At 71.6% G+C, this 26391-nt stretch carries 18 protein-coding genes; 9 read left to right on the forward strand and 9 right to left on the reverse strand.

Annotation, left to right across the window (positions count from 1 at the left end; genetic code table 11):
• Nucleotides 1–28: 28 nt before the first annotated feature.
• Nucleotides 29–820 (reverse strand): phosphatase, encoded by a 792-nt coding sequence (locus tag LNW73_RS21215; protein ID WP_250990971.1) that lies wholly within the window; start codon nucleotides 818–820, stop codon nucleotides 29–31.
• A gap of 180 nt (nucleotides 821–1000) precedes the next feature.
• The gene (locus LNW73_RS21220; protein ID WP_250990972.1) at nucleotides 1001–2656 is read right to left on the reverse strand and encodes a PucR family transcriptional regulator ligand-binding domain-containing protein; all 1656 of its coding nucleotides are present in this window, start codon (nucleotides 2654–2656) and stop codon (nucleotides 1001–1003) included.
• 127 nt (nucleotides 2657–2783) lie between these two features.
• Here LNW73_RS21220 and LNW73_RS21225 point away from each other — a divergent pair, with 127 nt between their 5' ends.
• The 5 genes from LNW73_RS21225 to LNW73_RS21245 all read left to right on the forward strand — a co-directional run bounded on the left by LNW73_RS21225 (nucleotide 2784) and on the right by LNW73_RS21245 (nucleotide 12639).
• A complete protein-coding gene (locus LNW73_RS21225; protein ID WP_250990973.1) occupies nucleotides 2784–4256 on the forward strand; it encodes a sodium:solute symporter in 1473 nt (490 codons plus the stop codon).
• Between the two features lie 142 nt (nucleotides 4257–4398).
• The gene (gene speB, locus LNW73_RS21230; protein WP_138355061.1) at nucleotides 4399–5370 is read left to right on the forward strand and encodes an agmatinase; all 972 of its coding nucleotides are present in this window, start codon (nucleotides 4399–4401) and stop codon (nucleotides 5368–5370) included.
• Nucleotides 5367–6992, forward strand: a complete 1626-nt coding sequence (locus LNW73_RS21235; RefSeq protein WP_250990974.1) for a thiamine pyrophosphate-binding protein — start codon at nucleotides 5367–5369, stop codon at nucleotides 6990–6992. The genes speB and LNW73_RS21235 overlap by 4 nt, the downstream gene beginning before the upstream one ends.
• A gap of 174 nt (nucleotides 6993–7166) precedes the next feature.
• Nucleotides 7167–11099 (forward strand): ABC transporter ATP-binding protein, encoded by a 3933-nt coding sequence (locus tag LNW73_RS21240; protein ID WP_250990975.1) that lies wholly within the window; start codon nucleotides 7167–7169, stop codon nucleotides 11097–11099.
• A gap of 85 nt (nucleotides 11100–11184) precedes the next feature.
• Nucleotides 11185–12639 carry a S28 family serine protease gene (locus LNW73_RS21245; protein WP_250990976.1) on the forward strand — a complete coding sequence of 485 codons (1455 nt, stop codon included), beginning with the start codon at nucleotides 11185–11187 and terminating at the stop codon, nucleotides 12637–12639.
• A gap of 100 nt (nucleotides 12640–12739) precedes the next feature.
• On the opposite strand, the gene LNW73_RS21250 is transcribed toward LNW73_RS21245, so the two are convergent.
• The 6 genes from LNW73_RS21250 to LNW73_RS21275 form a co-directional block, all read right to left on the reverse strand.
• Nucleotides 12740–13432, reverse strand: a complete 693-nt coding sequence (locus tag LNW73_RS21250) for a hypothetical protein (RefSeq protein ID WP_250990977.1) — start codon at nucleotides 13430–13432, stop codon at nucleotides 12740–12742.
• A gap of 153 nt (nucleotides 13433–13585) precedes the next feature.
• Nucleotides 13586–15406: a glycoside hydrolase family 3 protein gene (locus LNW73_RS21255; protein ID WP_250990978.1), complete on the reverse strand. Its 1821-nt coding sequence runs from the start codon at nucleotides 15404–15406 to the stop codon at nucleotides 13586–13588.
• A gap of 78 nt (nucleotides 15407–15484) precedes the next feature.
• On the reverse strand, nucleotides 15485–16540 hold the full coding sequence (locus tag LNW73_RS21260; RefSeq protein ID WP_250990979.1) for a hypothetical protein: 1056 nt from the start codon (nucleotides 16538–16540) through the stop codon (nucleotides 15485–15487).
• Between the two features lie 166 nt (nucleotides 16541–16706).
• Nucleotides 16707–17504, reverse strand: a complete 798-nt coding sequence (locus tag LNW73_RS21265; RefSeq protein ID WP_250975975.1) for a sugar phosphate isomerase/epimerase family protein — start codon at nucleotides 17502–17504, stop codon at nucleotides 16707–16709.
• A gap of 76 nt (nucleotides 17505–17580) precedes the next feature.
• The gene (locus LNW73_RS21270) at nucleotides 17581–18498 is read right to left on the reverse strand and encodes a bifunctional helix-turn-helix transcriptional regulator/GNAT family N-acetyltransferase (protein WP_250990980.1); all 918 of its coding nucleotides are present in this window, start codon (nucleotides 18496–18498) and stop codon (nucleotides 17581–17583) included.
• A 190-nt stretch (nucleotides 18499–18688) separates the two neighbouring features.
• On the reverse strand, nucleotides 18689–19762 hold the full coding sequence (locus tag LNW73_RS21275; RefSeq protein WP_250975973.1) for a LacI family DNA-binding transcriptional regulator: 1074 nt from the start codon (nucleotides 19760–19762) through the stop codon (nucleotides 18689–18691).
• A gap of 159 nt (nucleotides 19763–19921) precedes the next feature.
• Here LNW73_RS21275 and LNW73_RS21280 point away from each other — a divergent pair, with 159 nt between their 5' ends.
• The 3 genes from LNW73_RS21280 (at nucleotide 19922) to LNW73_RS21290 (ending at nucleotide 23159) form a co-directional block, all read left to right on the forward strand.
• Entirely contained in the window at nucleotides 19922–21073 is a 1152-nt protein-coding gene (locus tag LNW73_RS21280; protein WP_250990981.1) for a Gfo/Idh/MocA family protein, read from the forward strand.
• Nucleotides 21070–22236 (forward strand): dihydrodipicolinate synthase family protein, encoded by a 1167-nt coding sequence (locus LNW73_RS21285; RefSeq protein ID WP_250990982.1) that lies wholly within the window; start codon nucleotides 21070–21072, stop codon nucleotides 22234–22236. The genes LNW73_RS21280 and LNW73_RS21285 overlap by 4 nt, the downstream gene beginning before the upstream one ends.
• Before the next feature lie 71 nt (nucleotides 22237–22307).
• Nucleotides 22308–23159 (forward strand): sugar phosphate isomerase/epimerase family protein, encoded by an 852-nt coding sequence (locus tag LNW73_RS21290; RefSeq protein ID WP_250990983.1) that lies wholly within the window; start codon nucleotides 22308–22310, stop codon nucleotides 23157–23159.
• A gap of 220 nt (nucleotides 23160–23379) precedes the next feature.
• Here the strand turns inward: LNW73_RS21290 and LNW73_RS21295 are convergent, their stop codons facing one another.
• Nucleotides 23380–23817: a DUF937 domain-containing protein gene (locus LNW73_RS21295; RefSeq protein WP_250990984.1), complete on the reverse strand. Its 438-nt coding sequence runs from the start codon at nucleotides 23815–23817 to the stop codon at nucleotides 23380–23382.
• Nucleotides 23818–24106: 289 nt separating this feature from the next.
• Here LNW73_RS21295 and recD2 point away from each other — a divergent pair, with 289 nt between their 5' ends.
• Nucleotides 24107–26323, forward strand: a complete 2217-nt coding sequence (gene recD2 / locus LNW73_RS21300; protein WP_250990985.1) for an SF1B family DNA helicase RecD2 — start codon at nucleotides 24107–24109, stop codon at nucleotides 26321–26323.
• The last annotated feature ends 68 nt before the right edge of the window (nucleotides 26324–26391 follow it).

Consider the following 26391-nt stretch of genomic DNA (forward strand, 5'->3'; position numbering starts at 1 on the left):
GGAGGTAGGCCGCGTGCCCGCGCCGGGCTCAGATCCGTGCTTCGAGGCCTGCGGCGGCCAGCAGGTAGGCGGTCAGCGGGTCGTACAGGTGGGGCGGCACGTTGTCGTCCAGGGGGACCGTCACCGTCAGGTCGCCCTCGGCCTCGCCGACGAACAGCGCGGGATCGTTGCAGTCCGCGAAACCGACCGTGTCGATGCCCTGGCTGCCCGCGAAGCCCGCCCACCCGTGGTCGGCGACGACGAGATCGGGCTCCTGGCCCTCGTTCTCCATGGCGTCCAGCACCTCCCGCATGGGGTCGGGGGAGTGGGTGTGCATGAGGTTTCCGCCGCGGTGCAGGACGGACACACCACCGATGTGCCGGATCTCGCCGTTGTCGGCGTACAGCCGGTCCGCGGGCAGCAGGATCTCGCAGCCCGCGTCGCGCAGCGCGGCGGCGAGCGCCTGGTGCACGGCGAACATCCCGGCCGGGTGACCGGTGGCGAACAGCACGCGGGACCGGGATTCCGCGGCCTTGCGCAGCTCGACGGCCATCCGGTCCAGCGCGTCGATCGTCAGTTCCGCGTCGATGGTGTCCTGTCCCCTGCGGTGCTTCGGGTCGGCGACGACCCCGCAGCGTTCCACCATCAGCTCCAGCACGGCCCGCGGATCCGTCCAGCGGTCGCCGAGCTCCAGCCCCAACCAGTAGTAGCGGTTCCCCTCGGCGAGCTCACGGTAGTGATCGAGGTTGTTCTCGCGGCTCGTGGCCACGTCACCCGCGATGCGGGTGCGTATGAGGTGCTCGGCGAGGGACTGGCGGGACGGCGTCGTGTCATGGGGCATGTGTCTCATTGTCGCGCCTGGCAGCACGGGCGTAGGGGGCGAGGGTGATCGACACCGATGTGTGACCCTCGGAGGGGCCGGGGACCGGCTTTCCGCCGACTCTCGACGAGGTCCCTTCGGGCTCTGGTTCCGATCCCGGCACGGGTCCCGGTCGCATGTCGACCCCGGCGTCGTCGCTGCTCAGAGCCAGCGCAGGGCGAACCAGAGGTCCATGCGGGTGTCGGGGTCGTCCAGGTCCGCGTCGAGCAGCGCGGCGGTCCGCGCCACGCGCTGCCGGACCGTGTTGCGGTGCACTTCCAGTGCGACGGCGCTGCGGTCCCAGCTGCCGTGCAGCGCCAGCCAGGCGCGCAGCGTCTCCACGAGGGCGGGGGAGTCCAGCAGCGGTGCCAGCAGGGCACGGGCCTGGGCACGCGCCTCCTCGGGCGCCACGAGTGCCGTCATGCCCGCGCCGCCGCCGCGGTGCCGGGCCAGCCCGGAGCGGTTCGCGACGGCCCGGCGCAGCGCACCCGCCGCCTGGGCGTCGGCGGCGGAGAGTTCCGCCGTGGACGCGGGGGCGCTGACCCCGAGCGTCCAGCCCGGCTGCGCGGAGATCCGGCGGTCGGCGGGCAGCAGCGCCCGGACGGCGGCGACCCCGTCCGCGTCGACCAGCGCGGTGCCGAGCGCGGCCGCCAGGGCGGCGGCGGCCAGGGGTGCCGCCTCGCCGCGGGTGGGGCCGGAGCCGCGGTGATGCCCGTGCACCACGATCCAGTGCGGCCCGGCCGCTTCGGGGTGTTCAGCGCCGCTGTCGGTTTCTGCCGGACGGGTGGGACCGGTCAGCAGGGGCGCGACGTCCTCGGGCCGTGCGCCGAGCAGCAGCCGCACCAGGGCGGCGGAACGGTCGGTGTCGGCCGTGCCCTGGTAGGGGCCGGTGAGCAGCGAGAGCAGCACGGTGGCGACCCCGGTGAGCGCGTTGTCGGCCGGATCGCGCCGCCCCGCCGCGACGGCCAGCACCAGTCCCTCGCCGGGGGCGCTTCCGGCCAGCGCGTAGGCCGCCAGATGCGCGCCGGCGACGGTGTCGGTGGCGGAGGACGGGGCCTGGACGGTCTGCGACCGGTTGCCCGGCAGCGGCCTGACGACCTGCGCCAGCTGGCCGAGCGCCGCGCGGACCGGCGGCCCGGGGCGGGCGCCCGCCCCGTACAGTTCCCCGCCGCCGGGGCCGAGGAGGGCCGCCCAGCCGCCCAGATGGTGGGCGAGCTGACGCAGCACGGCGGGTACCGGCTCGGGGCGGGCGGCGGCGGAGGCGAGGGACTGCTGGGCCTCGGTGACCCGGCGCAGCTCGCGATGACGGGCCTCGGCCATCGCCTGCCAGACGGCCCGGGCGACCGCGGTGAACGGGGTTTGCGGCGGAACCTCCACCAAAGGCAGGGCGTACCGGTCGCACGCCTCCACGAGGGCGCGGGGCGTTCTGTCGTAGACGGGGGCGAGTCCGAAGCCGAGCGCCGCGGCGCCCGCCTCCACGGCGCGTGCCACGTAGTGGTCGAGATAGGCGTCGTCGACACCGCCGTCGTCGTCTTCGGCTTGGCCGGCGCCGACGTCATCGGTGGCGCCGCGGCCGGCGTCGTCCGGGCGCGTTTTCCGTCGCCCCGTGGTGTCGCTCGCCGACGGGAAGTGCACCCCGGCGGTCAGCAGCAGCTCGCCGCCCAGGAGATACGGAACCGGGTCTTCCATCTCGCTGGTGTGCACCCAGTGGACGGGAATGTCCTCGCGCGGACCCGCGACCTGCCGAAGTCCCAGGTCCGCGCGGGCCAGCAGGTCGGCGAGCGGTACCGGGGGAGTGGGCGGCGCCAGACTCGGCATGTGCGGTCCATCCACTGGAGTGACGTTGAATGGAGGAAACGTACACTTCAGCGACATCTTTCGGCCACCTAGGGTCATCCCCGGAATCGCCCGCATGCAGTGAAGCGCTTCGGATGGAGGAGAGCCCATGGCTGTCGACTACGCAGTGATCGTCGTCTACCTGGTCGGCATGCTCGCTGTGGGGTGGTGGGGGATGCGCCGCGCCAAGTCCAAGAGCGACTTCCTCGTGGCGGGCCGCCGCCTCGGTCCCACGATGTACTCCGGCACCATGGCGGCGATCGTCCTCGGCGGCGCGTCGACCATCGGCGGCGTGGGCCTCGGCTACAAGCACGGCCTGTCCGGTGCCTGGATGGTCTTTGCGATCGGCCTCGGCCTGCTCCTGCTCAGCGTCTTCTTCTCGGCGCGCATCTCCCGGCTGCGCGTCTACACCGTCTCCGAGATGCTCGACCTGCGCTACGGCGGCAAGGCCGGGGTCATCTCCGGCGTCGTGATGTGGGCGTACACGCTGATGCTCGCCGTCACCTCGACCATCGCCTACGCGACCATCTTCGACGTGCTCTTCGGCCTCGACCGCACCCTCGCCATCATCCTGGGCGGCACCATCGTGGTCGCGTACTCGACGCTCGGCGGCATGTGGTCGATCACGCTCACCGACATGGTGCAGTTCGTCGTCAAGACGATCGGCGTCCTGCTGCTCCTCCTGCCGATCGCGATCGTCAAGGCGGGCGGGTTCTCGGCGATGAAGGCGAAGCTGCCGACCGAGTACTTCGACCCGCTGGGCATCGGCGGCGAGACGATCTTCACCTATGTGCTGATCTATACCTTCGGCATGCTCATCGGACAGGACATCTGGCAGCGGGTGTTCACCGCCCGCACCGACAGGGTCGCGCGCTTCGGCGGCACGGTCGCCGGGACGTACTGCCTGGTCTACGCGCTCGCCGGCGCCGTCATCGGCACCGCCGCGAAGGTGATCTACCCGAACCTCGGGGCGGCGGACGACGCGTTCGCCACCATCGTCAAGGACTCGCTGCCGGTCGGCGTCCGGGGCCTGGTGCTCGCCGCCGCGCTCTCCGCCGTCATGTCGACCTCGTCCGGAGCGCTGATCGCCTGCGCGACCGTCGCCAACAACGACATCTGGTCGCGGCTGCGCGGCGCGGTCACCGGCGGCCAGGAGGGCGAGGACCGTGACGAGGTGCGCGGCAACCGCATCTTCATCCTGATCATGGGCATCGCGGTGATCGCCATCGCGATCGTCCTCAACGACGTCGTCCAGGCGCTCACCGTCGCCTACAACCTCCTGGTCGGCGGGTTGCTGGTGCCCATCCTCGGCGGTCTGCTGTGGAAGCGCGGCACCGGAGCGGGAGCGCTCGCCTCGATCGTGACCGGCGGTGTTTCCGTCGTCGGCCTGATGTGGTGGTACGGCATCCTCGCGAACGAACCCGTCTACTACGGCCTGCTGGCCTCGCTCGTCACGTACGCCGTGGTGAGCCTGGCCACGAAGCCGACCGACGCGGCCGTCCTGGCGGCCTGGCGCGAGCGGCTCGCGGGCCGCGGCGGCACCGCCCCGGCCGTCGCGGAACCGGTGCCCGCACAGGGCTGAACCGGGTCCCGGCACGGGGTCGAACCGGTTCCCGGACCGGACCGGACCGAAGTTATCCACAGCCCCGGCCCGCTTGTCCGCGGGCCGGGGGACACTCGAATCACACCGAAACACCACGAGTAACGCGAAAGAAGGCACCCCGATGAGCAGCAACGAACCGCGTGGACCGATCGACTCGTCCCGCATCCCGCGGTACGCCGGCCCCGCCACGTTCGCCCGGCTGCCCCGGCTGGACGAGGTCGGCACCGCGGACGTCGCCGTGGTCGGTGTGCCGTTCGACAGCGGGGTCTCGTACCGTCCCGGCGCCCGCTTCGGCGGCAACGCCATCCGTGAGGCCTCCCGGCTGCTGCGCCCGTACAACCCGGCGCAGGACGCGTCGCCGTTCGCGCTCGCCCAGGTCGCGGACGCGGGCGACATCGCCGCCAACCCGTTCAACATCAACGAGGCCGTCGAAACCATCCAGGCCGCCGCCGACGATCTGCTCGACACCGGCGCCCGCCTGATGACCCTCGGTGGCGACCACACCATCGCGCTGCCGCTGCTGCGCTCGGTCGCCCGCAAGCACGGGCCTGTCGCCCTGCTCCACTTCGACGCGCACCTGGACACGTGGGACACGTACTTCGGCGCCGAGTACACCCACGGCACCCCGTTCCGCCGCGCCGTCGAGGAGGGCATCCTCGACACCGAGGCGCTCTCGCACGTCGGCACCCGCGGCCCGCTGTACGGCAAGAAGGACCTGGACGACGACGAGAAGATGGGCTTCGGCATCGTCACCTCGGCGGACGTCATGCGCCGCGGTGTCGACGAGGTCGCGCAGCAGCTGCGCGAGCGCATCGGCGACCGGCCGCTGTACATCTCCATCGACATCGACGTCCTGGACCCGGCGCACGCCCCGGGCACCGGCACCCCGGAGGCCGGCGGCCTCACCTCGCGGGAGCTGCTGGAGATCATCCGCGGGCTCTCCTCCTGCCACCTGGTCTCCGCCGATGTCGTCGAGGTCGCCCCCGCGTACGACCACGCGGAGATCACCTCCGTCGCGGCCTCCCACACGGCGTACGAGCTGACCACGATCATGTCCCGGCAGATCTCCGCGGCCCGCCAGAGCGCCAAGTGACGGCCCGCAACGGTGGCGACCTCGTCGTCGAGTCCCTGGCCGCGCTCGGCGCGACCACGGTCTTCGGGCTGCCGGGACAGCACGCCCTCGGCACCTTCGACGCGCTGCGCCGCTCGACGCTCACCTACGTGGGGCTGCGCGTCGAGAACAACGCGGGCTTCGCCGCCGACGCGTACGCCCGGGTCACCGGCGGAGTCGCCCCGCTGCTGGTCTCCACCGGCCCCGGCGCGCTGATGACGCTCGCCGCGCTCCAGGAGTCCGCCGCCGCCTCCGCGCCGGTGCTCGCCATCAGCAGCCAGGTCCCGACCGCAGGCCTCGGCGGCGGACGCCACGGCTATCTGCATGAACTGCGCGACCAGAAGGCGTCGTTCCGGGACGTGGTCAAGTCCGTGCACACGGTCCGCACCGCCTCGCAGATCCCCTCGGCCCTCGCCGAGGCCTGGGAGTCCGCGCTCACCGCGCCGTACGGACCGGTGTGGGTGGAGATCCCGCAGGACGTGCTGCTCGCCGATACCGGCGTCCCGCCCGTCACCGCACTGCGTGCGGTGCCCCGCCCGCTGGAGCCGCGCGCCGAGCTGATCACCGAGGCGGCCCGGCTGCTGTCCGGGGCACAGCGGCCGGTCATCCTGGCCGGCGGCGGCGTCGTACGGTCCGGCGCGGCCGCTGAGCTCCTCGCGCTGGCCGAGCAGCTCGACGCCCCGGTCGCCTCGACGTTCGGCGGCAAGGGCGCGTTCCCCTGGGAGCACCCGCTGTCGCTGCAGTCCTGGATCGAGGACCGGCACACCACCGACTTCCTCGAAGCCGCCGACGTGCTGCTCGTCGTCGGCTCCGGCCTCGGCGAACTCTCCTCGAACTACCACACGTTCCGCCCCCGCGGCCGGGTGATCCAGATCGAGGCGGACCTCGGGAAGCTGGAGTCCAACCACCCCGCCCTGGGCATCCACGGCGACGCCCGGCTCTCACTGGCCGCCCTGTGCGACCTGACGGTGCCGCGCCCGGACGAGGAGGCCGCCAAGGCCGTCGCCGAAGTGCTGGCCCTCGTCGGTGACCGGATCGCCGGCCAGGACCTGGGCCTGGAGCAGCAGTTGCTGGCCGCGGTCCGCGACGCCCTGCCCGACACCTCGCCCAGCTGCTGGGACATGACGATCCTCGGCTACTGGGCCTGGTCCGCCTTCGACGCCCGGCACCCGAACACCATGCACTCGGCGCAGGGCGCCGGCGGCCTCGGCTACGGCTTCCCCGCCGCCCTCGGCGCGGCCGCCGCCGATCCCACACGGCCGGTCCTGGCCGTCTCGGGGGACGGCGGAGCCATGTACTCCATCGCCGAGCTGGCCACCGCGCGGCAGTACGGCCTGCCCGTCACCTGGCTCATCGTGGACGACGGCGGCTACGGCATCCTCCGTGAGTACATGACCGACGCCTTCGGCCAGGCGACCGCCACCGAGCTGGCGCGCCCGGACTTCGTCGCCCTCGCCGAGTCGTTCGGGGTCCCGGCCACCGCCACCACGCCCGGCACCCTCCGCGACGACCTCGCGGCGGCGCTGGCCGCCCCGGGCCCCTCCGTCGTCGTCCTCCCGGCGCACCTGCGGATGTTCGCCCCCACCCATCTCATAGGGAGCTGACCGGGCCCCCGTTCCGCCAGGAGCGGGCCGCCCGGCTCCAGCAAGGCTTAGGTCCATCGCCCGAGAAGAGTGAGACCTTGGCCCCTCTTTGGCTGCGGTTTGTTGCTGCAGGATGAAATTCGCACGCCAGCGCGTTGCAGCGTCGGGTAGTCGTGGATCAGTGGGAGGACCCGGGTGACATCGGCGAAGGTTGAGCCGGAGCAGGGCTGGTTGCGGCGGTTGGTCGGCTATTGCTGGCGGTACCGCCGCAACGTACTGCTGGCGTTGGGCGCGTCACTGGGCGGGATGGCCGTCACCGCGCTCGTTCCGCTGGTGCCGAAGCTGATCATTGACGACGTGGTGCTCGCCCACGACCGTCCGCTGCTGCCCTGGGCGATCGTGCTGGTGGTCGCGGCCGTCGCCGTCTACGTCCTGACGTATGTGCGGCGCTTCTACGGCGGCCGGCTCGCCCTCGATGTGCAGCACGACCTGCGCAGCGACATGTTCCGCTCGCTGACCCGGCTGGACGGCCGGCGGCAGGACGAGCTCGACACCGGTCAGGTGGTCGGCAGGGCCACCAGCGACCTGCAGCTCATCCAGGGCCTGCTCTTCATGCTGCCGATGATGATCGGCAACGTGCTGCTGTTCGTGCTGTCCCTGATCGTGATGCTCACCCTCTCCCCGCTCCTCACCCTCGTCGCGCTGGCCGTCGCCCCCGCCCTGTGGTTCATCGCCGACCGCAGCCGCAAGCGGCTCTTCCCCGCCACCTGGTACGCCCAGGGGCAGGCCGCGGCCGTCGCGGGCATCGTCGACGGGTCCGTCACCGGCGTCCGCGTGGTGAAGGGCTTCGGCCAGGAGCAGCAGGAGATGGACAAGCTGGAGGGCGTCAGCAAGAAGCTGTTCGCCGGCCGGCTCCGCACGATCCGGCTGAACGCGCGCTACAGCCCGGCCCTCCAGGCCGTGCCCTCGATCGGCCAGGTGGGCATGCTGGCGCTCGGCGGATGGATGGCGACCCGCGGGCAGATCACGCTCGGCACGTTCGTCGCGTTCTCCACGTACCTCGCGCAGCTCACCGGCCCGGTGCGGATGCTGACCATGATGCTGACCGTCGGACAGCAGGCACGGGCCGGCGTCGAGCGCGTCCTGGAACTGATCGACACCGAGCCGACGCTGGAGGAGGGCACCCGGACGCTGCCCGACGGCGCGGCCACCGTCGAGTTCGACCACGTCACCTTCGGCTACGACCCCGAGCGGCCGGTGCTGGCCGACTTCTCGCTGCGCGTCGAGCCCGGTGAGACCGTCGCCGTCGTCGGTGCCTCGGGCTCCGGGAAGTCCACCGTCTCGCTGCTGCTGCCGCGCTTCTACGACGCCACCGGCGGCGCGGTGCGGATCGGCGGCGAGGACGTCCGCGACCTCACCTTCGACTCGCTGCGCGGCGCCATCGGCATGGTGCCCGAGGACAGCTTCCTGTTCTCCGACACCGTCCGCTCCAACATCGCCTACGGACACCCGGACGCCACCGATGAGCAGGTGCTCGCCGCGACCCGCGCGGCGCAGGCCCACGAGTTCATCGAGGCGCTCCCCGAGGGCTACGACACCGTGGTCGGCGAACAGGGCCTGACCCTGTCCGGCGGCCAGCGGCAGCGCGTCGCCCTCGCCCGCGCGATCCTGACCGACCCGCGGCTGCTGCTCCTGGACGACGCGACCTCGGCGGTCGACGCCCAGGTCGAGGCGGAGATCTTCGACGCACTGCGCGAGGTCGTGACCGGCCGGACGACACTGCTCATCGCCCACCGCCGCTCGACGCTGGCGCTCGCCGACCGGATCGCCGTCCTGGAGGACGGCCGGCTGGCGGACATCGGCACCCATGACGAACTGGAGGAGCGCTCCGCGCTCTTCCGCAAGCTGCTCACCGACCCGGACGCGCTCGGCGCGGACGTCGTCACCGCCGACCCGGCCGGTGTGCTCGCCGCCGCCTGGTCGGGCGAGGGCGCCGCGACCGGGCTGGCGGAGCGCACCGCCACCGCATCCGGGTCCGACGGGTCCGAAGGGTCCGACGGGCCCGATCGGTCCGAGACGTTCGGCGGGTCCGACAGGTTCAACGGAACCGGCGGGATCAACGGAACCGGCAGGATCAACGGGTCCAAGGTGTCCGACGGAGTGACGGCGGCGCTGTGGCTCAGGGAGCCGCACCCCGCGGACGGGACCGCCGAGGGCAAGGCACGTGAGAACGGCGCCGCCCCGGCGCCCGTCGTCCCGGCGGCGGGTGGACCCGCCGGCATGGCCGCCGCGATGGCCGGGATGCCGGCCTCGCCCGACCTGCTCGCGAAGGTGGCGGCGCTGCCACCCGCCAACGACACCCCCGACGTGGACGAGGCGCAGGCCCGCATCGTCGACGAGGAGTTCGGGCTGCGCAGCCTGCTGCGCGGCTTCCGCGTCCCGCTGCTGCTCAGCCTGCTGCTGGTGGCGGCGGACGCCATCGCCGGGCTGATGCTGCCGGTGCTGATCAGGCACGGCATCGACTCCGGTGTCCGGGAGGCCGCGCTCGGCGCGGTCTGGGCGGCCTCGGCCGCCGGCCTGGTGATCGTCGTCGTGCAGTGGGCGGCGCAGTGGGGTTCGGCGCGGCTGACCGGCAGGACCGGCGAGCGCGTCCTCTACACACTGCGGGTGAAGATCTTCTCGCATCTGCACCGGCTCGGGCTCGACTACTACGAGCGTGAGCTGACCGGCCGGATCATGACGCGGATGACCACGGACGTCGACGCTTTGTCGACATTCCTGCAGACCGGACTGGTCACCGCCCTGGTCAGCGTGCTCACCTTCTTCGGCATCCTGGTCGCGCTGCTCGCCCTGGACGTCCAGCTGGCGCTGCTGGTCTTCGCGACCCTTCCGCCGCTCGTGCTGGCCACCTGGGTGTTCCGGCGCAAGTCGGTCCGGGCGTACGAACTGGCCCGTGAACGCGTCGGCGTCGTCAACGCGGACCTCCAGGAGAACGTCGCCGGGCTGCGCATCGTGCAGGCGTTCCGCCGGGAGCGCGTCGGCGCCGTCCGGTTCGCGGAGCGCAGCAGCGCGTACCGCGAGGCCCGGGTGCGCGGACAGTTCCTGATCTCGGTGTACTTCCCGTTCGTGCAGTTGCTGTCCAGCGGTGCGGCCGCGCTGGTGCTGATCGTCGGCGCCCAGCGGGTCGGCGCGGGGACGCTGACCGCGGGCGCGCTCGTCGCGTACCTGCTCTACATCGATCTGTTCTTCGCGCCGGTGCAGCAGCTGTCGCAGGTCTTCGACGGCTACCAGCAGGCGTCGGTGTCGCTCGGCCGGATCCGTGAACTGCTGCGGGTGCCGAGCACCACCCCGGCCGCGGCCCGGCCGCTGGCCGTTCCGTCGCTGCGCGGCGAGATCACCTTCAAGGACGTGCACTTCCGGTACGGGGACGGCGCCGAGGCGCTGAGCGGCGTGGACCTGCGCATCCCGGCCGGGCAGACGGTCGCCTTCGTCGGCGAGACGGGCGCGGGCAAGTCCACGCTGGTCAAGCTGGTCGCCCGGTTCTACGACCCGACCGGCGGCGGCGTCCTCGTCGACGGCACCGACATCCGCGAACTCGACATGACGGCCTACCGGCAGCGGCTGGGCGTCGTACCGCAGGAGCCGTACCTCTTCGCCGGAACGGTGCGCGACTCCATCGCCTACGGACGGATGGACGCGACGGACGCGGAGGTCGAGGCCGCGGCCCGGGCGGTCGGTGCGCACGAGATGATCGCGACGCTCGACGGCGGCTATCTGCACCGGGTCAGCGAGCGCGGCCGCAACCTGTCCGCGGGGCAGCGGCAGCTGATAGCCCTGGCCCGGGCCGAGCTCGTCGATCCCGACATCCTGCTGCTGGACGAGGCGACGGCCGCGCTCGACCTCGCCACCGAAGGACTGGTCAACCAGGCCGCCGACCGGCTGGCGGTGCGGCGCACCACGCTCGTCGTCGCGCACCGGCTGACCACGGCCTCGCGCGCCGACCGTGTCGTCGTGCTCGACCACGGCCGCGTCATCGAGGACGGCACGCATGACGAACTGCTCGCCGCGGACGGGCGATACGCCCGGTTGTGGCGCACATTCGTCGGTGAAGTACGGGCCGCCGCCTGATATTTCACCGTCCCAACGCCCTCTGGTGGTAAGACTCTCGCTCCCCTAGGTTCGCGGCAACGTCCGTGAACCCAGGGGAGGGTGCATGCGTAAGGCGCTCAGATGGCTGCTGTCACTGATGCTGCTCGTCGGCGCGACCGGTGCGGTCGGGGCCGGTGCGACGGGGACGGCCACCGCTGCGGATTCGGCCGGTGCGGATTCGGCTCGTGCGGATTCGGCTCGTGTCGACTCGGCGAGTGCGGATATCAAGGACCGCATCCTGGCGATACCCGGGATGACCCTCATCGAGGAGAAGCCGGTCACCGGCTACCGGTACTTCGTTCTCAACTACACCCAGCCCATCGACCACCTCCGCCCCTGGAAGGGCACCTTCCAGCAGCGGCTGACGGTGCTCCACAAGGCGACCGACCGCCCGACGGTCTTCTTCACTTCCGGCTACGGGCTCTCCACCAACGCGAGCCGTTCGGAGCCGACCCGGCTCATCGACGGCAACCAGGTCTCCATGGAGTACCGGTTCTTCACACCGTCCCGTCCCGCCGAGCCGGCCGACTGGTCCAAGCTCGACATCTGGCAGGCGGCGAGCGACCAGCACCGGATCTTCCAGGCGCTGGACCGCATTTACCACCAGAACTGGATCGACACCGGCGGCAGCAAGGGCGGCATGACCGCCACCTACTTCCGCCGCTTCTACCCGAACGACATGGACGGCACGGTCGCCTACGTCGCGCCCAATGACGTGGTCAACAAGGAGGACTCGGCCTACACGGAGTTCTTCAAGACCGTCGGCAACGCGGACTGCCGCGCCGCGCTCAACGCTGTGCAGCGCGAGGCGCTGGTACGCCGGGACGAGATCGTCGCCCGCTACCAGAAGTACGCCGACGACAACGCGCTGACCTTCACCACCGTGGGCAGCGCCGACAAGGCGTACGAGAACGTCGTGCTGGACCTGGTGTGGGCGTTCTGGCAGTACCACCTGGAGTCGGAGTGCCCGACCGTCCCCAAGCCGACCGCGACCACCGATGAGCTGTACAGCTTCATCGACACCATCTCCGGCTTCGACTTCTACACCGACCAGGGCCTGGAGTACTACACGCCGTACTACTACCAGGCAGGCACCCAGCTCGGCGCGCCCACCTTCGCGACCCCGCACCTCAAGGGGCTGTTGCGCTACCCCGGCATCTACCAGCCGCGCTCGTACGTGCCGCGGTCCATCCCGATGACCTTCAAGCCGTGGGCGATGCCCGACGTGGACAACTGGGTGCAGCACCACGCCCAGCGGATGCTGTTCGTGTACGGAACGAACGACCCCTGGGGTGCAGAACCGTTCCGGCTCGGGAAGGGCGCGAAGGACTCCTTCGTGATGTGGGCGCCCGGTGCCAACCACGGCGCCAACATCGCCGCGCTCAAGCCCGCGGACAACGCCAAGGCGACCGCCGAGGTGCTGAAGTGGGCGGGCGTCACCCCGGCCACGACGCTCGCCCCCTCGTTCGACGCGAAGCTCGACGTACCGAACGACGTCATGGAGCGCCACCCGCTGTAGCGCGGGTCCCGGTCCCGGATGTGATCCCGGGACCCGGGCCGGTCCCGGAGCTCCGGGACCGGCCCGGGGGATCAGGGCGTGATCTGAGCAAGGACGGGGTTCACAGCCGGCGGGCGCATCCGACGCCCGCCGGCCCGACGCTCACGAACAGAGCCGTTCCCGGCGGGCATTGCGCGCGATCAGGTGCGATCACATCCACCCGGTACCCGGGCTTGTTCCGGCTGGAACGGTCACAGGCCGTCTCCTTCACCTGGCCGGCACCCGCGGTGTAGACGCAGTCGCCGACGATGGTGCGCGGACCACCGCCCGCCCCCGGGTCACCGGGGTGCGGGCCGTCGCGTTTGCGCATACAGGCGTACCCCGGCGACCGGCCGGACGGCACGGACAGGACGAAGTCCGTCGTCTCCGGACACCGGTCTCCCGCCCGCACCGTCGGGACCGTCGAGGTCCCCTGGGCGGCGGTCGGCGCCGCCGGCGATGACGCATCCGGCAGCGGACCGTAGAACCGGACCGTGACCTCGGCGATGGCGTTCGGGTCCGAGCACGCCACCTCCCGGTACGAGCCCAGCGGATCGCTCTGCGCACACGCGCCCTCCGCGAGGAACGCCGTATCCGTGCCCGCGGGCGTCAGCGTCGGTGAAGGGGCGGCCGATCCTGCCCCCGAACCGCCGCCCGCCGTCCCCCGGAACGGTGTGCAGGCCGCGAGCGCGGTGAGGAGGGCGAGCGCGAACACCACGGCGGCCGAGACCACCGCGGTGTGCAGAAACGATCCGAAATGGCCGTACCCGCGCATGATGGCCCCCTAGGCTTCCCCCGCGCAACATGCACCCATACGTCAGGGTAGGGGGTGGAACCGGCGGAGGGGAGGGCCCGCCGGCTCCGGGTTGGCCCGGCACCTTCCCGGACCGCCCGACACCTGACCCGATGTGTTCTCCGGGGGCCTCGGCTACCGGTATTTCAGCCCGTGTCCGATCGGATAGAGCGTCTGTTCCGGATCGTCCGCGCGCGGCACCGCGACCGGCAGCCGGCCCGTCGGAGCCGCCCTGCCGGCGATGACCCGGGCCACCGCGCGCATCGACACATCGGTCCAGCCGTACACGGCGATTCCGGCCGCGACGCCGCCGAGCCACGCGATGTCGTACGGATTGCGGAGGGCGATCTGGACGACCGGGACGCCGGTGGCCACCAGCGCCTCCACCAGGGCGATCTGGCCGGCCGCGGCCGCCGTGACGTTGTACGTGCCGATGACGACGCCGTCCTTGCCGCGGGCGGCCGCGACGGCCTCGTCGATGACGGCCTGGCCGGGCGCGGTGCCGGTGGGCAGCGCCTGCGCGGGGTGGCCGAGGTCCGTGAGCGCCTTGGCGAGGACCGAGGTCGGCGGGCCACCCGTGCCGGACGGCGCGGCCGGATCCGCGCCGACCACGAGCAGGTTCCGATGTGCGCGGCGCGGCAGCGGCAGGATCCGGGAGGGGTTGGAGAGCAGGGTGACGGTACGGTCGGTGATCCGGTCGGCGGTCGCGAGGTGCGACCGGATGCCGACCGCCCGGTCGACGCCCTGATGCGTGACATACGGATTGCGGAACAGGCCCCTGCGGGCCTTGAGTTCCAGGATCCTGACGAGGGACTCGTCGATCCGCTGCTCGGTGATCTCCCCGGACGTCAGGGCGTCGAGTACCGCGTTCCAGGCGATGTCGAGGAGCGGCGGGTTCAGCAGCTGGTCGGCGCCGGCCTTCAGGGCGAGCACGGGCACCCGGTCGTCGCCGTACTTCTGCCGCACACCGGCCATGCCGAGCGAATCGGTGATCACGACACCGTCGTAGCCGAGTTCCTCCCGGAGGATCCCGGTGAGGATGGGGCGGGAGAGGGTGGCGGGGTCCCCCGAGTCGTCGAGCGCGGGAACCAGGATGTGGGCCGTCATGATCGAGTCGATCCCGGCGGCGATCGCGGCACGGAACGGCGGGGCGTCGATCCGCCGCCACTCGTCCAGCGAGTGGGTGATGACCGGCAGGTCGAAATGGCTGTCGGTGCCGGTGTCGCCGTGGCCGGGGAAATGCTTGGCGGTGGAGGCGATGCCGGCCCCCTGGTACCCCTTGACCTGGGCCGCCGCCAGAGCGGCGACAGCCTGCGGATCGGCGCCGAAGGACCGTACGCCGATCACGGGGTTGGCAGGATCGATGTTCACGTCGGAGACCGGAGAGAAGTTCTGGTTGACGCCCATGGCGCCGAGCTCGGTGCCGACGACATGGGCCGCTGCGCGGGCGTCGTGCGGATCGCCGTCGGCGCCGAGCGCCATCCCGCCGGGGAAGAGCGTTGCGGGGGAGCCGATCCGGGCGACCGCACCCTGCTCCTGATCGGTGGAGATCAGCAGCGGGATCGGAGTCCCATGGGCCAGCCCGGCGCGCTGGATGCCGTTGGAGAGGTCGGCGATCTGGTGCGGGTCCCGGGTGTTGTGGGCCCAGCTGAAGTAGATGATGCCGCCGAGGTGGTACTTGGCGATCAGTTCGGCGGCGTCGGAGACGCCCATCTCGCTCTGGTTGGACGCGACGTCCACGGGGTCGGGGTCGGTGGCGGAATGGCCGTAGACCCGCATCACGAAGAGCTGGCCGACCTTCTCCGCCCGGCTCATCCGCGCGATGATCGCGCGGATGAGTCTGCGGTCCGGGACGGCGGCCTGGGCCGACGGGACGCCGGCGGCGAAGGCGCCCGCCGTGACGGCGCTGGCGGCCGCGGTGGCGAGAACGGTGCGGCGGGATGGCTGGTGGTGCATGTCGAACTCCTTCCGGCTGGAGGAGATGAGCACGCTGAAAGTTTTCTTCAGTTGAAACGGATAGCCGGAAAGTTTTCGTCAGTCAATGGCTGTGACGCGAGTCGGCAGCACATTCACCGGGACGGCCAGCACCGCCGCGTAGATCTCGGGCCGGATGCAGCGGAGGTTCTCGCCTTCGGTCGGCGACGCCGACACCCGCCCCTCGGGAGTGATGAGGAGCGCGGCGCCGGTGGGCCGGCAACCGGACAGCTTGAATCCGAAGCGCCGTTCACCGCTCTTCAGCGGATGCGCGGCCAGCTGTGCGCGTACGGCGGCGGCGCCGGCGGCGGGCAGACCCGCCAGGTAGGCGTTCAGCTGGGCGGGCTGGGTCACTTCCGAACCCTTGGGCCCCTGGCCCTGGGCGGTCCCGCCCTCGAGGTGCGTGAACGCCACCGTCGTACCGGGGCCGGGCGCGGTGGCCGCCGCACCTCCGGTCCCGAACACCGGATGCTTCGGCATACGGTCGCGCGGCACCTCGAAGACCACCGTGACCTGATAGGCGACGAGGCATTCCGGCTTGGGCTTCGGCTGGATGACCCCGAGGGTCAGCCGGTCGCCACTGGCGAGCAGCACGGCCCCGGTGGCCTGGCTGCAGCCGGTGGTCTCCACCCAGCCCACCAGCACATTGCGCGAGAAGTCGGTCTTCTGGGCGCGCTGGGCGATCTCGCGGGCCGCCGTCGGATCGGATCCCGCGAACCAGCTCGGGAAGCGGGACAGCTCGAGTTCGCTGTTGACCACCGAGTGCACCGCGGGTGGCCGGTGCACCCCGGCGGAGAGGTACACGGCTCGGGACTCGATCCCGTGGGCCCCGGACTGGACGGGTGTGGTCGCGGTACCGGCGGACGACGGACTGCCCGACGGAGTACCACCGGTCGACGGCGGAACCCCCGTCGCCGAGGCGGTGGGGCTGTGGTCGCCCCCGGCACTGTCGGAGGGTGGCGCACCGGTGGTGGGCCGGTCCTGGCCGCAGCCGGTGGACAGGGCTGTCAGTGACGCGGCCAGCACCGCGACCGACACGGCTCTACGGAGCTTCATCAGCAGCATGTGGCTTGGACGGGCGGATTCCACGACCGGTTCCGTGCGGTGGCTGAACATGGCTCCATCGTCGGGTCGGCCGAGGTCACCGGGCAGGGTGTGATGCGCCGTTTGGCCGAAAACGCACGGATCGCCCCTGGCATGGACCGGCTCCGCGCACTCTCTTCCTGGCATGGCGCGGCCCCGTACGGGCCGCCCCGCGACCGGCGCACGGCCGGCCCCGGTGTCATGCCGAGTTGGCGAGCAGCCGGGACAGATGCTGCCGGGCCGGTGACAGCAGCTCCGGAAGATCCGCGGCCTGCGGGTACCAGCGCTTCTCGTACTCCCAGCACAGCCAGCCGTCCCAGTCCCCCCGGCTCAGCACCTCCACCGTCTCCGCCAGCGGCAGCACACCCGCCCCGAGCGGCAGCGGAGTGGTGTCCTCGGCCGAGGCGATGTCCTTGACCTGCACATACCCCAGGTGCGGGGCGAGTACGGGGTAGGTCTCGGACGGCTGCTCACCACCGCGCCAGGTGTGCATCACATCCCAGATCGCGCCCACACTGCCGTGCCCGACCAGCCCCAGGATCCGGGCCGCGTCCGCTCCGGTCGGGTGCGAGTCGTGCGTCTCGAGCAGCACCTTCACTCCGAGGCGGGCGGCGTCCGGTGCGACCGCCGCGAGGCGCCGTGCGGCGTACAGGTCGGCCTCCGCCGCCGGCAGTTCCCCACCGCCGGGGAAGACCCGCACGAACGGGGCCCCCAGATCGGCCGCGAGGGCCAGGTTGGCCCGCAGGTCCGTCAGTACCGGCTCGTCGTCACCCGGCGCGGCGACCTTGGCGTAGGCCGCCACCGTCAGGATCTCCACCCCCGACTTCTCGAACTCGGCCACGACCGCGCTCCGTTCCGCCGCCGACAGGCCGGTGTGGACGGGTTCCTCGGCGTTGGCCCGGATCTCCACACCGTGGAAACCATGCTCAGCGGCGAGACGGACGACCTGCTCGATGGGGAGTGCGGGGACGCCGAGTGTGGAGAACGCGAGCTTCATCCGGCGGACACTAGGCACCACGCCGGGCATGGTCAACCTCCCACGGCGCTCTCGGTGCGCGCCGCCGCGATCCGGCCTAAAGCGCCAGGCGCCAGTCCTGTCCCACGAGGTCCTTGCCGAAGCTGTGATGCGGTATCTCCGCGACGAGCTCGAAGCCGGCCCGCTGGTAGATCTTCCGGGCCGCCCCCAGCACATCGTTCGTCCACAGCACCAGCTCGCGGTACCCGGCGTCGCGGGCGAAGGATATGCAGCGCTCCACCAGCCGGTCGCCTATCCGATGGCCGCGCGCACCCGGCTCCACCAGAAGCAGCCGCAGCCGCGCGACGCCGGGCGCATCGTCACGGACGCAGAAGACACAGCCGGCCGGCACGCCGTCGAGCTCCGCCATCCACAGCGCCTCGCAACCGGGATCCGGATCGGCGGCGAAGTCCGCCACGATGCGGGCCACCAGCGCTTCGTACTCGCTGTTCCAGCCGAACTCGGCCGCGTACACCGCCGCGTTCCGCTGGATCACCCATCCCAGGTCGCCGGGGTTCGGTCCGCGCAGCTCGATCCGGGCCGGGGCCGGCCGGCGGTCGTCGCGCAGTATCTCCCGGACGGTGCGCATGGCCTCGGCCAGCCGCGGGCGGTCCTCCTCGGGCACCTCGCTGAGCAGCGACCCGACGGCGTCCTCCGCCCGCTTCTCCAGCAGGGTGGCAGCCTCCCGGCCCTGCGGGGTCAGCTCTATGCGCTGCCGCCGGGCGTCCTGCTCGGACGGCGCGCGGGTGACCAGCTGGTCCTGTTCGAACTTCGACAGCATGCGGCTCAAATGCCCGGCGTCGAGCGAGAGTTCCACCCGGAGGTCGGCGGCGTCGGTCCGCCGGGAGTGCGCCAGCTCGTACAGCACCCGCGCTTCGGTCAGCGTGTAGGGAGTATGCAGATGGCGGCTGTAGTCCAGCGCGCCGATGAGGTTGGTGTAGAAGCGGTTGAAGGCACGGATCTCTTGCACGGCCATGGGAGCACCTCGGCATTCACCCTCGAAATTCCTTTGCCTGAGTCAAAGGTAAGCCGACGAGGACGCCACGAAAAGGCCTGTGGATAACTTCCCGACGCCCCTGCGAGCCCCTGTGAACGGCCCTGCGGAATCCCGCGACGCCCTCGCACGACGGCCTTCCGGGCGTCCCGCGAACCCCTCGGCCCACGGTTCAGGCGGAGCCGGCCCGCGGCCGTGCCGTGGACGCCCGCACCATCAGCTCGGTACGGATCGTCGCGAGGCCGCCGGGCGGCGGGGCCTGGCGCCCCATGACGAGGCGGCCGGCCCGGGCGCCCGCCTCCTGCAGCGGAATGCGGACCGTCGTCAGGGCCGGCGCGGTGTCCACGCTGAACGGGAGATCGTCGAACCCCGCCACCGAGACATCGTCCGGAATGCTCAGCCCCTGGTCGCGCACGGCCGCGCACACGCCGAGCGCGACGGTGTCGTTGGCGGCGATGACGGCGGTCAGCGCGGGCTCCCTGCGCAGGAGTTCCAGCGCCGCGTCATAGCCGGAGGAGCGGTCGTACGAGCCGTGCACCGTGAGCCGGTCGACGGCGGGACCGGTGGACGGCAGATCGTGGTCCGCCAGTGCCGCCCGGTGGCCCTCCAGCCGGTGCCGGGTGGTGGTGCGGTCGGCGGGACCCGCGACGTACCCGATCCGGCGGTGGCCGAGGGAGAGCAGGTGCTCGGTCAGCCGCCGCGCGCCGCCCCGGTTGTCGAACGCGACGGTCGCGACGGGGATCCCCGTGGCCGGCTCCAGCGGAGGCCGTCCGCACAGCACGATCCGCGTGCCGGACTCCGCGAGCCGGGCGAGCCGGGCGGCGACCGCCGCGCTGTGCTCCGCGCCCTCGACCGCGCCCCCGGTGATCACCACGCCGGCCGCACGCTGGCGTTCCAGCAAGGTGAGGTACGTGAGTTCGGCCTCGGGGGAGCCGCCGGTGTTGCAGACCACCGCGAGCTTGCCGCCGCCGGGCGCGGACGGGTCGCTGATCTCGGCCTGGACGGCGCTCGCGATCAGTCCGAAGAACGGGTCCGCGACGTCGTTGACGAGTACCCCGACCAGGTCGGAGGTGGCGGCCGCCAGACCTCTGGCCTGCCCGTTGACCACATAGTCCAGGTCTTCGACGGCCCGCTGGACGCGTTCGCGCGTGCTGCCCGCGACCGGGTAGTTGCCATTGAGGACGCGCGAGACGGTCGCGGACGACACCCCGGCGCGCGCCGCGACATCGGCGAGGGTCACTGCCATCTGCGTCCGTACCTCCTACTGGCCCGTCCCGGGACCGCACCGCCCGTTGCCGGACATGTTCTCACCTTGTCGGATCGGCCCGCTTCCGGCTAGCGTGCCAGAGAAGAAAGCGCTTGCTATCGCTTGACGGGCGGTAGCGGCCGAAGGGGAGGACCCAACGTGACACGCAGGACAGTGCGGATCGCCATGAACGGCGTCACGGGCCGCATGGGCTACCGCCAGCACCTCGTCCGCTCGATCCTGAGCCTGCGCGAGCAGGGCGGACTCGACCTCGGGGACGGCACGACGCTGTGGCCCGAGCCGGTCCTCGTCGGCCGTCGGGAGCACGCGCTGCGCGCGATGGCGGACCGGCACGGGCTGGAGCACATCTCCACCGACCTCGACGCCGTCCTGGCCGATCCGACCGTCGAGATCTACTTCGACGCGCAGGTCACCTCGGCCCGCGAGGAGTCGGTGCGCAAGGCCATCGCCGCCGGAAAGCACATCTACTGCGAGAAGCCCACCGCGACGTCCCTGGACAGCGCCCTGGAGCTGGCCCGGCTCGCCACCGCCGCCGGCGTCAAGCACGGCGTGGTCCAGGACAAGCTCTTCCTCCCCGGCCTGCTCAAGCTCAAGCGGCTCATCGACGGCGGCTTCTTCGGACAGGTCCTCTCCATCCGCGGCGAGTTCGGCTACTGGGTCTTCGAGGGCGACTGGCAGAGCGCCCAGCGGCCCTCCTGGAACTACCGTTCGCAGGACGGCGGCGGCATCGTCGTCGACATGTTCCCGCACTGGGAGTACGTGCTCCACGAGCTGTTCGGACGGGTCCGCACCGTTCAGGCGCTGACCGCCACCCACATCCCGCGGCGCTGGGACGAGGACGGCAAGCCGTACGACGCGACCGCCGACGACGCCGCGTACGGCATCTTCCAGCTCGACAGTGGCGCCATCGCCCAGATCAACTCCTCCTGGACGGTGCGCGTCAACCGCGACGAACTGGTGGAGTTCCAGGTCGACGGCACGCACGGCTCGGCCGTCGCGGGCCTGCGGGACTGCCGGGTGCAGCACCGCTCCGCCACCCCCAAGCCGGTCTGGAACCCCGACCTCCCGGTCACCGAGCCCTTCCGAGACCAGTGGCAGACGGTCCCGGACAACGCCGAGTTCACCAACGGATTCAAGAGCCAATGGGAGCTGTTCCTGCGCCACGTCGTGCTCGACGAGCCCTGGCAGTGGGACCTGCTGGCCGGCGCGCGCGGCGTCCAGCTCGCCGAACTGGGCCTGAAGTCGTCCGCCGAGGGCCGGCGCCTCGACGTCCCGGAGCTGTCCCTGTGAGCGGCCGGGCAGCGATCGAGCTCCCCAGCGCCACCGGGGAACTACGTTCCTATGTGCCGCGTTCCGAGCCAGTTGTCCACGCCCTGGGCGGCGAACTGCGCAGCCGGGTCGTCTACTCGGCCGCGCACGTCGTCGCCGACCCCTGGCGCAGCGCCGCCGGCGAACCGGCGGCCATCGACTGGGGCGCCACCCTCGCCTTCCGCCGCCACCTGTGGTCACAGGGTCTGGGTGTCGCCGAGGCGATGGACACCGCCCAGCGCGGCATGGGTCTGGACTGGGCGGCCGCAGCCGAACTGATCCGCCGCTCCTCCGCCGAGGCCCGGGCCACCGGAGGCCGCATCGCCTGCGGCGTCGGCACGGACCAACTCGTCGCGCCCGCCCGGACGCTCACCGAGGTGACCGCCGCCTACGAGGAGCAGCTGGCCGTCGTGGAGGAGTCCGGATCGCAGGCCGTCCTCATGGCGTCCCGCGCGCTGGCGGCCCTGGCCAGGACCCCTGACGACTACGTCGAGGTCTACGGCCACCTGCTGCGCCAGTCCGCGGAACCGGTCGTTCTGCACTGGCTCGGTCCGATGTTCGACCCCGAGCTGGCCGGCTACTGGGGCAGCGAGGACCTCGACGCGGCCACGGAGACGTTCCTGGACGTCATCGCCGCCCACCCCGACAAGGTCGACGGCATCAAGGTGTCGCTGCTCGACGCCCGGCGTGAGGTGGAACTGCGCCGCAGGCTGCCCAAGGGTGTGCGCTGCTACACCGGCGACGACTTCAACTATCCCGAGCTGATCGAGGGCGACGAGCAGGGCTTCAGCCATGCGCTGCTCGGCATCTTCGATCCGCTGGCGCCGCTCGCCGCCGCCGCCGTCCGCACCCTGGACACCGGGGACGCGGCCGGCTTCCGGGCGCTTCTCGACCCGACCGTGGAGTTGTCCCGGCACCTGTTCGGCGCTCCGACGCGCTACTACAAGACCGGTGTGGTGTTCCTGGCCTGGCTGGCGGGCCACCAGTCGCACTTCACCATGGTGGGCGGTCTGCAGTCGGCCCGCTCCCTCCCGCATCTCGCGCGCGCCTACGAACTGGCCGACGGTCTCGGCCTGTTCCCCGACCCGGCGCTGGCCGAGGCCCGGATGCGGCAGCTGCTCGTCATCCACGGGGTCGCCGCATGAGCGCGGACCGTAGGACCGCCGGCAGCGGGAGCCCCGACATCAGACGCCAGGGCCGTACGACTGCCGGCCCTGTGACCGCTGGCGGCGCGACGGCCGGTGATCTGGCGCGGCTGAGCATCAACCAGGAGACCGTCAAGCAGTGGTCGCTGCCCGAGCTGGCGGCGGGTTGCGCCGGGCTCGGAGTGCCCGGTGTGGGCCTCTGGCGCGCGCCGGTGCAGGAGTACGGCGTCGAGCGGGCCGCCCGTCTGATGCGGGAAACCGGCCTCCAGGTGACGTCCTTGTGCCGGGGCGGCTTCTTCACCGCGAGCGATCCGGTCGCCCGGCGCACGGCGATGGACGACAACCGGGCCGCGATCGACGAGGCGGCCGTCCTGGAAACCGGCACCCTGGTGCTGGTTTCGGGCGGGCTGCCATCAGGAGAGCGCGATATCGCGGCCGCACGGGAGCGGGTCGCCGACGCACTGGCCGAGCTGGCTCCGTACGCCGCCGAGCGGTCGGTGCGCCTGGCGATCGAGCCGCTGCACCCGATGTACGCGTCGGACCGCTGCGTCGTCTCCACGCTCGGCCAGGCACTGGACATCGCGGAGCGCTTCCCCGCCGAGCGGGTCGGGGTCGTCGTGGACACCTACCACCTGTGGTGGGACGACCGGGTCCCGGCGCAGATCGCCCGCGCCGGCGCGGCGGGCAGGATCGCGGCTTTCCAGCTCGCGGACTGGGTCACCCCGCTGCCCGAGGGCGTGCTGCTGGGGCGCGGTCAGCTCGGTGACGGCTGCGTTGACCTGCGCGGATTCCGTGAGCAGGTCGACGCGGCCGGGTATTCGGGCGCCGTGGAGGTGGAGATCTTCAACCCCGCCCTGTGGGCGCGGGACGGCGCCGAAGTGGTCGCGGAGATCGCCCACCGGTACCGCGAACACGTGCTCTGAAGAATCTTCAAATTAATTCTGTCGGGCGTACAACCCTTCTGGGGGGTGGTCGGTCTTATAGGCATCAAGGTTCCCGGGAGGGGTTCGGGGAACTGAGGTAGTGATATGCGCCCGAGGGGGGCTTCGGGGGTACTGGGGGGAAACGCAAAGGGGTCCGGCTCACGCCGGACCCCTTTCGTCTGTCCGGGGACAGGTCACCGTCCCCGCATGCCCGCAGGGCTCATCTCTTGGACCGGGCCCGCTTGGCGAGCACGGTCGCCACCACGGGGATGACGAGTTCGAGCGCCCCGGCGACGGCCGCGACCGGCAGACCGGTCTTCTTCGACACGGCTCGGGCGGTCGGCGCCGTCACCTTGCGCAGTACGGCGACCAGCATGCCGCCGCCCGTCACCGAGGCCGGTCCGCCGAGCCCGGCGAAGCCGACGGCTCCGGCCGGCGGCTCGGGTTCTGCGGCGGCCTGTTCCAGCGCCTGGCTGAGTTCCGCGGTGCCGCCCGGGGTGACCGCGTCGTCGGTGAGGACACCGGTCAGCGAGGTGACCGAGGTCCCCACGAGCTTCCGGGCCGATTCCGGATCCGTGCCCAGCACTCCGGCGATCTCCTGGATCTGGTCGTCGCCGAGTTCGGACAGCACTTCGTTCTGCAGCGGTTGGTCGCTCATACTCCGGACGCTACGCGCGAAGGCGGTCCGGGGCCCGTGATGGTCGGCCGAACGCGTTAGGCGGTCCGTGAGCTGTGCGGGCCCAGCGCAGGGACGCGTAGACGATGAGGTTGTCCACGGGGTGCCCGGCGGCGTCCAGGGCGCCGTCGCAGCGGGGCGCCGCGGTTGTCCACAGGCGTACCCGGAGTGTCGGGGGCAGGCGGTACCTTCGGACCAGATCGCCGACGAGCAGCAGCCGGGCAGCCGCTGGAAAGTCGCGGAGCGCCGCTGGGGGAGGGGAGGCCGGGCCATGGGGGACGCGCGACTCGCCGTGCTCGAAGCCGTCCTGGAGCGGATCACCTACGCCAACGAGGACAACGGCTACACGGTCGCGCGGGTCGACACGGGTCGCGGCGCCGGTGATCTGCTGACCGTGGTCGGCGCCCTGTTGGGCGCGCAGCCGGGCGAATCGCTGCGCATGGAGGGCCGTTGGGGCTCCCATCCGCAGTACGGCAAGCAGTTCACCGTGGAGAACTACACGACCGTCCTGCCCGCGACGATCCAGGGCATCCGCCGATACCTCGGTTCGGGGCTGATCAAGGGGATCGGGCCCAAGATCGCCGACCGGATCGTGGAGCACTTCGGTACCGAGACCCTGGACGTCATCGAGGGGGCACCGAAACGGCTGATCGAAGTGCCGGGGCTCGGGCCGAAGCGGACCAGGATGATCGCCGTCGCCTGGGAGGAGCAGAAGGCGATCAAGGAGGTGATGGTCTTCCTCCAGGGAGTGGGGGTGTCCACGTCCATCGCGGTGCGCATCTACAAGAACTACGGGGACGCGTCGATCTCCGTGGTGAAGAACCAGCCCTACCGGCTGGCCGCCGATGTGTGGGGCATCGGATTCCTGACCGCCGACCGGATCGCCCAGGCGGTCGGGATACCCCATGACAGCCCGGAGCGGGTCAAGGCGGGGCTCCAGTACGCGCTGTCGCAGGCCACCGACAGCGGGAACTGCTTCCTGCCCGAGGAACAGCTGCTCTCCGACTCCGTGAAGCTGCTGCAGGTGGACGCCGGACTGGTAATCGACTGCCTCGCGGAACTGGTGGGCGAGGAGGGCGTGGTCCGGGAGTCCGTGCCGGATCCGGAGGGCGGCGATCCGGTGCGGGCCGTGTACCTGGTGCCGTTCCACCGGGCGGAGATCTCGCTGGCCGGCCAGCTGCTCAGGCTGCTGCGCGGGCCGGAGGACCGGATGCCGCTGTTCCAGGACGTCCAGTGGGACAAGGCCCTGTCCTGGCTGGCCGGCCGCACGGGCGCGGATCTGGCGCCCGAGCAGCAGCAGGCGGTGCGGCTGGCGCTGACCGAAAGGGTCGCGGTGCTCACCGGCGGCCCCGGCTGCGGCAAGTCGTTCACCGTGCGTTCCGTGGTGACTCTGGCGCAGGCGAAGAAGGCCAAGGTGGTGCTGGCCGCGCCGACCGGCCGCGCCGCCAAACGGCTGGCCGAGCTGACGGGCATGGAGGCGTCGACCGTGCACCGGCTGCTGGAGCTCAAGCCCGGCGGTGACGCGGCCTACGACAAGGACCGGCCGCTGGACGCGGACCTGGTGGTCGTGGACGAGGCCTCGATGCTGGACCTGCTGCTGGCGAACAAGCTGGCCAAGGCGGTGCCGCCGGGCGCGCACCTGTTGTTCGTCGGGGATGTGGACCAGCTGCCGAGCGTCGGCGCGGGCGAGGTGCTGCGGGATCTGCTGGCCCCGGGCAGCCCGGTCCCGGCGGTGCGGCTCACCCGGATCTTCCGCCAGGCCCAGCAGTCCGGTGTGGTGACCAACGCCCACCGGATCAATTCGGGAGTCCCGCCGATCACCCAGGGGCTGCCCGACTTCTTCCTCTTCCCGGAGGAGGACACCGAGGAGACGGGGCGGTTGACGGTGGAGGTGGCGGCCCGGCGGATCCCTGCCAAGTTCGGCCTCGACCCGCGCCGCGACATTCAGGTGCTCGCGCCCATGCACCGGGGCCCGGCCGGCGCCGGCGCGCTGAACGGCCTCCTCCAGCAGGCCATCACCCCGGCCCGGCCGGATCTCCCGGAGCGCAGGTTCGGCGGCCGGACGTTCCGCGTCGGCGACAAGGTCACCCAGATCCGCAACAACTACGAGAAGGGGGAGAACGGCGTCTTCAACGGCACGGTCGGGGTGGTCACGGCGCTCGACACCGTGGAACAGAAGCTCACCGTGCTCACGGATGAGGACGAAGAGATTCCGTACGACTTCGACGAGCTGGACGAGCTGGCCCACGCGTACGCCGTGACGATCCACCGCTCCCAGGGCAGCGAGTACCCGGCCGTGGTGATCCCGGTCACCACGGGGGCATGGATGATGTTGCAGCGGAACCTGTTGTATACGGCTGTTACCAGGGCGAAACGCCTGGTGGTTCTGGTCGGGTCGCGCAAGGCGATAGCCCAGGCGGTACGCACCGTCTCGGCCGGTCGGCGCTTCACCGCCCTCGATCACCGGCTCGCTCAGGGCGCGAAATAGGCACTCCGTGCCATGTTTCGGCCCTATGGCCGACCCCGAGTGCACGCGCCAGTGCCAAATGGGGGACA

Origin of the sequence: Streptomyces sp. RKAG337, assembly GCF_023701715.1 — a bacterium.
Taxonomy (GTDB): Bacteria; Actinomycetota; Actinomycetes; order Streptomycetales; family Streptomycetaceae; genus Actinacidiphila.

Bases quoted from the DNA above. Each gene is read 5' to 3' on its own strand.
- LNW73_RS21215 (WP_250990971.1), bottom strand. From the start codon at position 820: ATGCCCCATGACACGACGCCGTCCCGCCAGTCCCTCGCCGAGCACCTC.
- LNW73_RS21220 (WP_250990972.1), bottom strand. From the start codon at position 2,656: ATGCCGAGTCTGGCGCCGCCCACTCCCCCGGTACCGCTCGCCGACCTG.
- LNW73_RS21225 (WP_250990973.1), top strand. From the start codon at position 2,784: ATGGCTGTCGACTACGCAGTGATCGTCGTCTACCTGGTCGGCATGCTC.
- speB (WP_138355061.1), top strand. From the start codon at position 4,399: ATGAGCAGCAACGAACCGCGTGGACCGATCGACTCGTCCCGCATCCCG.
- LNW73_RS21245 (WP_250990976.1), top strand. From the start codon at position 11,185: ATGCGTAAGGCGCTCAGATGGCTGCTGTCACTGATGCTGCTCGTCGGC.
- LNW73_RS21250 (WP_250990977.1), bottom strand. From the start codon at position 13,432: ATGCGCGGGTACGGCCATTTCGGATCGTTTCTGCACACCGCGGTGGTC.
- LNW73_RS21255 (WP_250990978.1), bottom strand. From the start codon at position 15,406: ATGCACCACCAGCCATCCCGCCGCACCGTTCTCGCCACCGCGGCCGCC.
- LNW73_RS21260 (WP_250990979.1), bottom strand. From the start codon at position 16,540: ATGTTCAGCCACCGCACGGAACCGGTCGTGGAATCCGCCCGTCCAAGC.
- LNW73_RS21265 (WP_250975975.1), bottom strand. From the start codon at position 17,504: ATGAAGCTCGCGTTCTCCACACTCGGCGTCCCCGCACTCCCCATCGAG.
- LNW73_RS21270 (WP_250990980.1), bottom strand. From the start codon at position 18,498: ATGGCCGTGCAAGAGATCCGTGCCTTCAACCGCTTCTACACCAACCTC.
- LNW73_RS21275 (WP_250975973.1), bottom strand. From the start codon at position 19,762: ATGGCAGTGACCCTCGCCGATGTCGCGGCGCGCGCCGGGGTGTCGTCC.
- LNW73_RS21295 (WP_250990984.1), bottom strand. From the start codon at position 23,817: ATGAGCGACCAACCGCTGCAGAACGAAGTGCTGTCCGAACTCGGCGAC.
- recD2 (WP_250990985.1), top strand. From the start codon at position 24,107: ATGGGGGACGCGCGACTCGCCGTGCTCGAAGCCGTCCTGGAGCGGATC.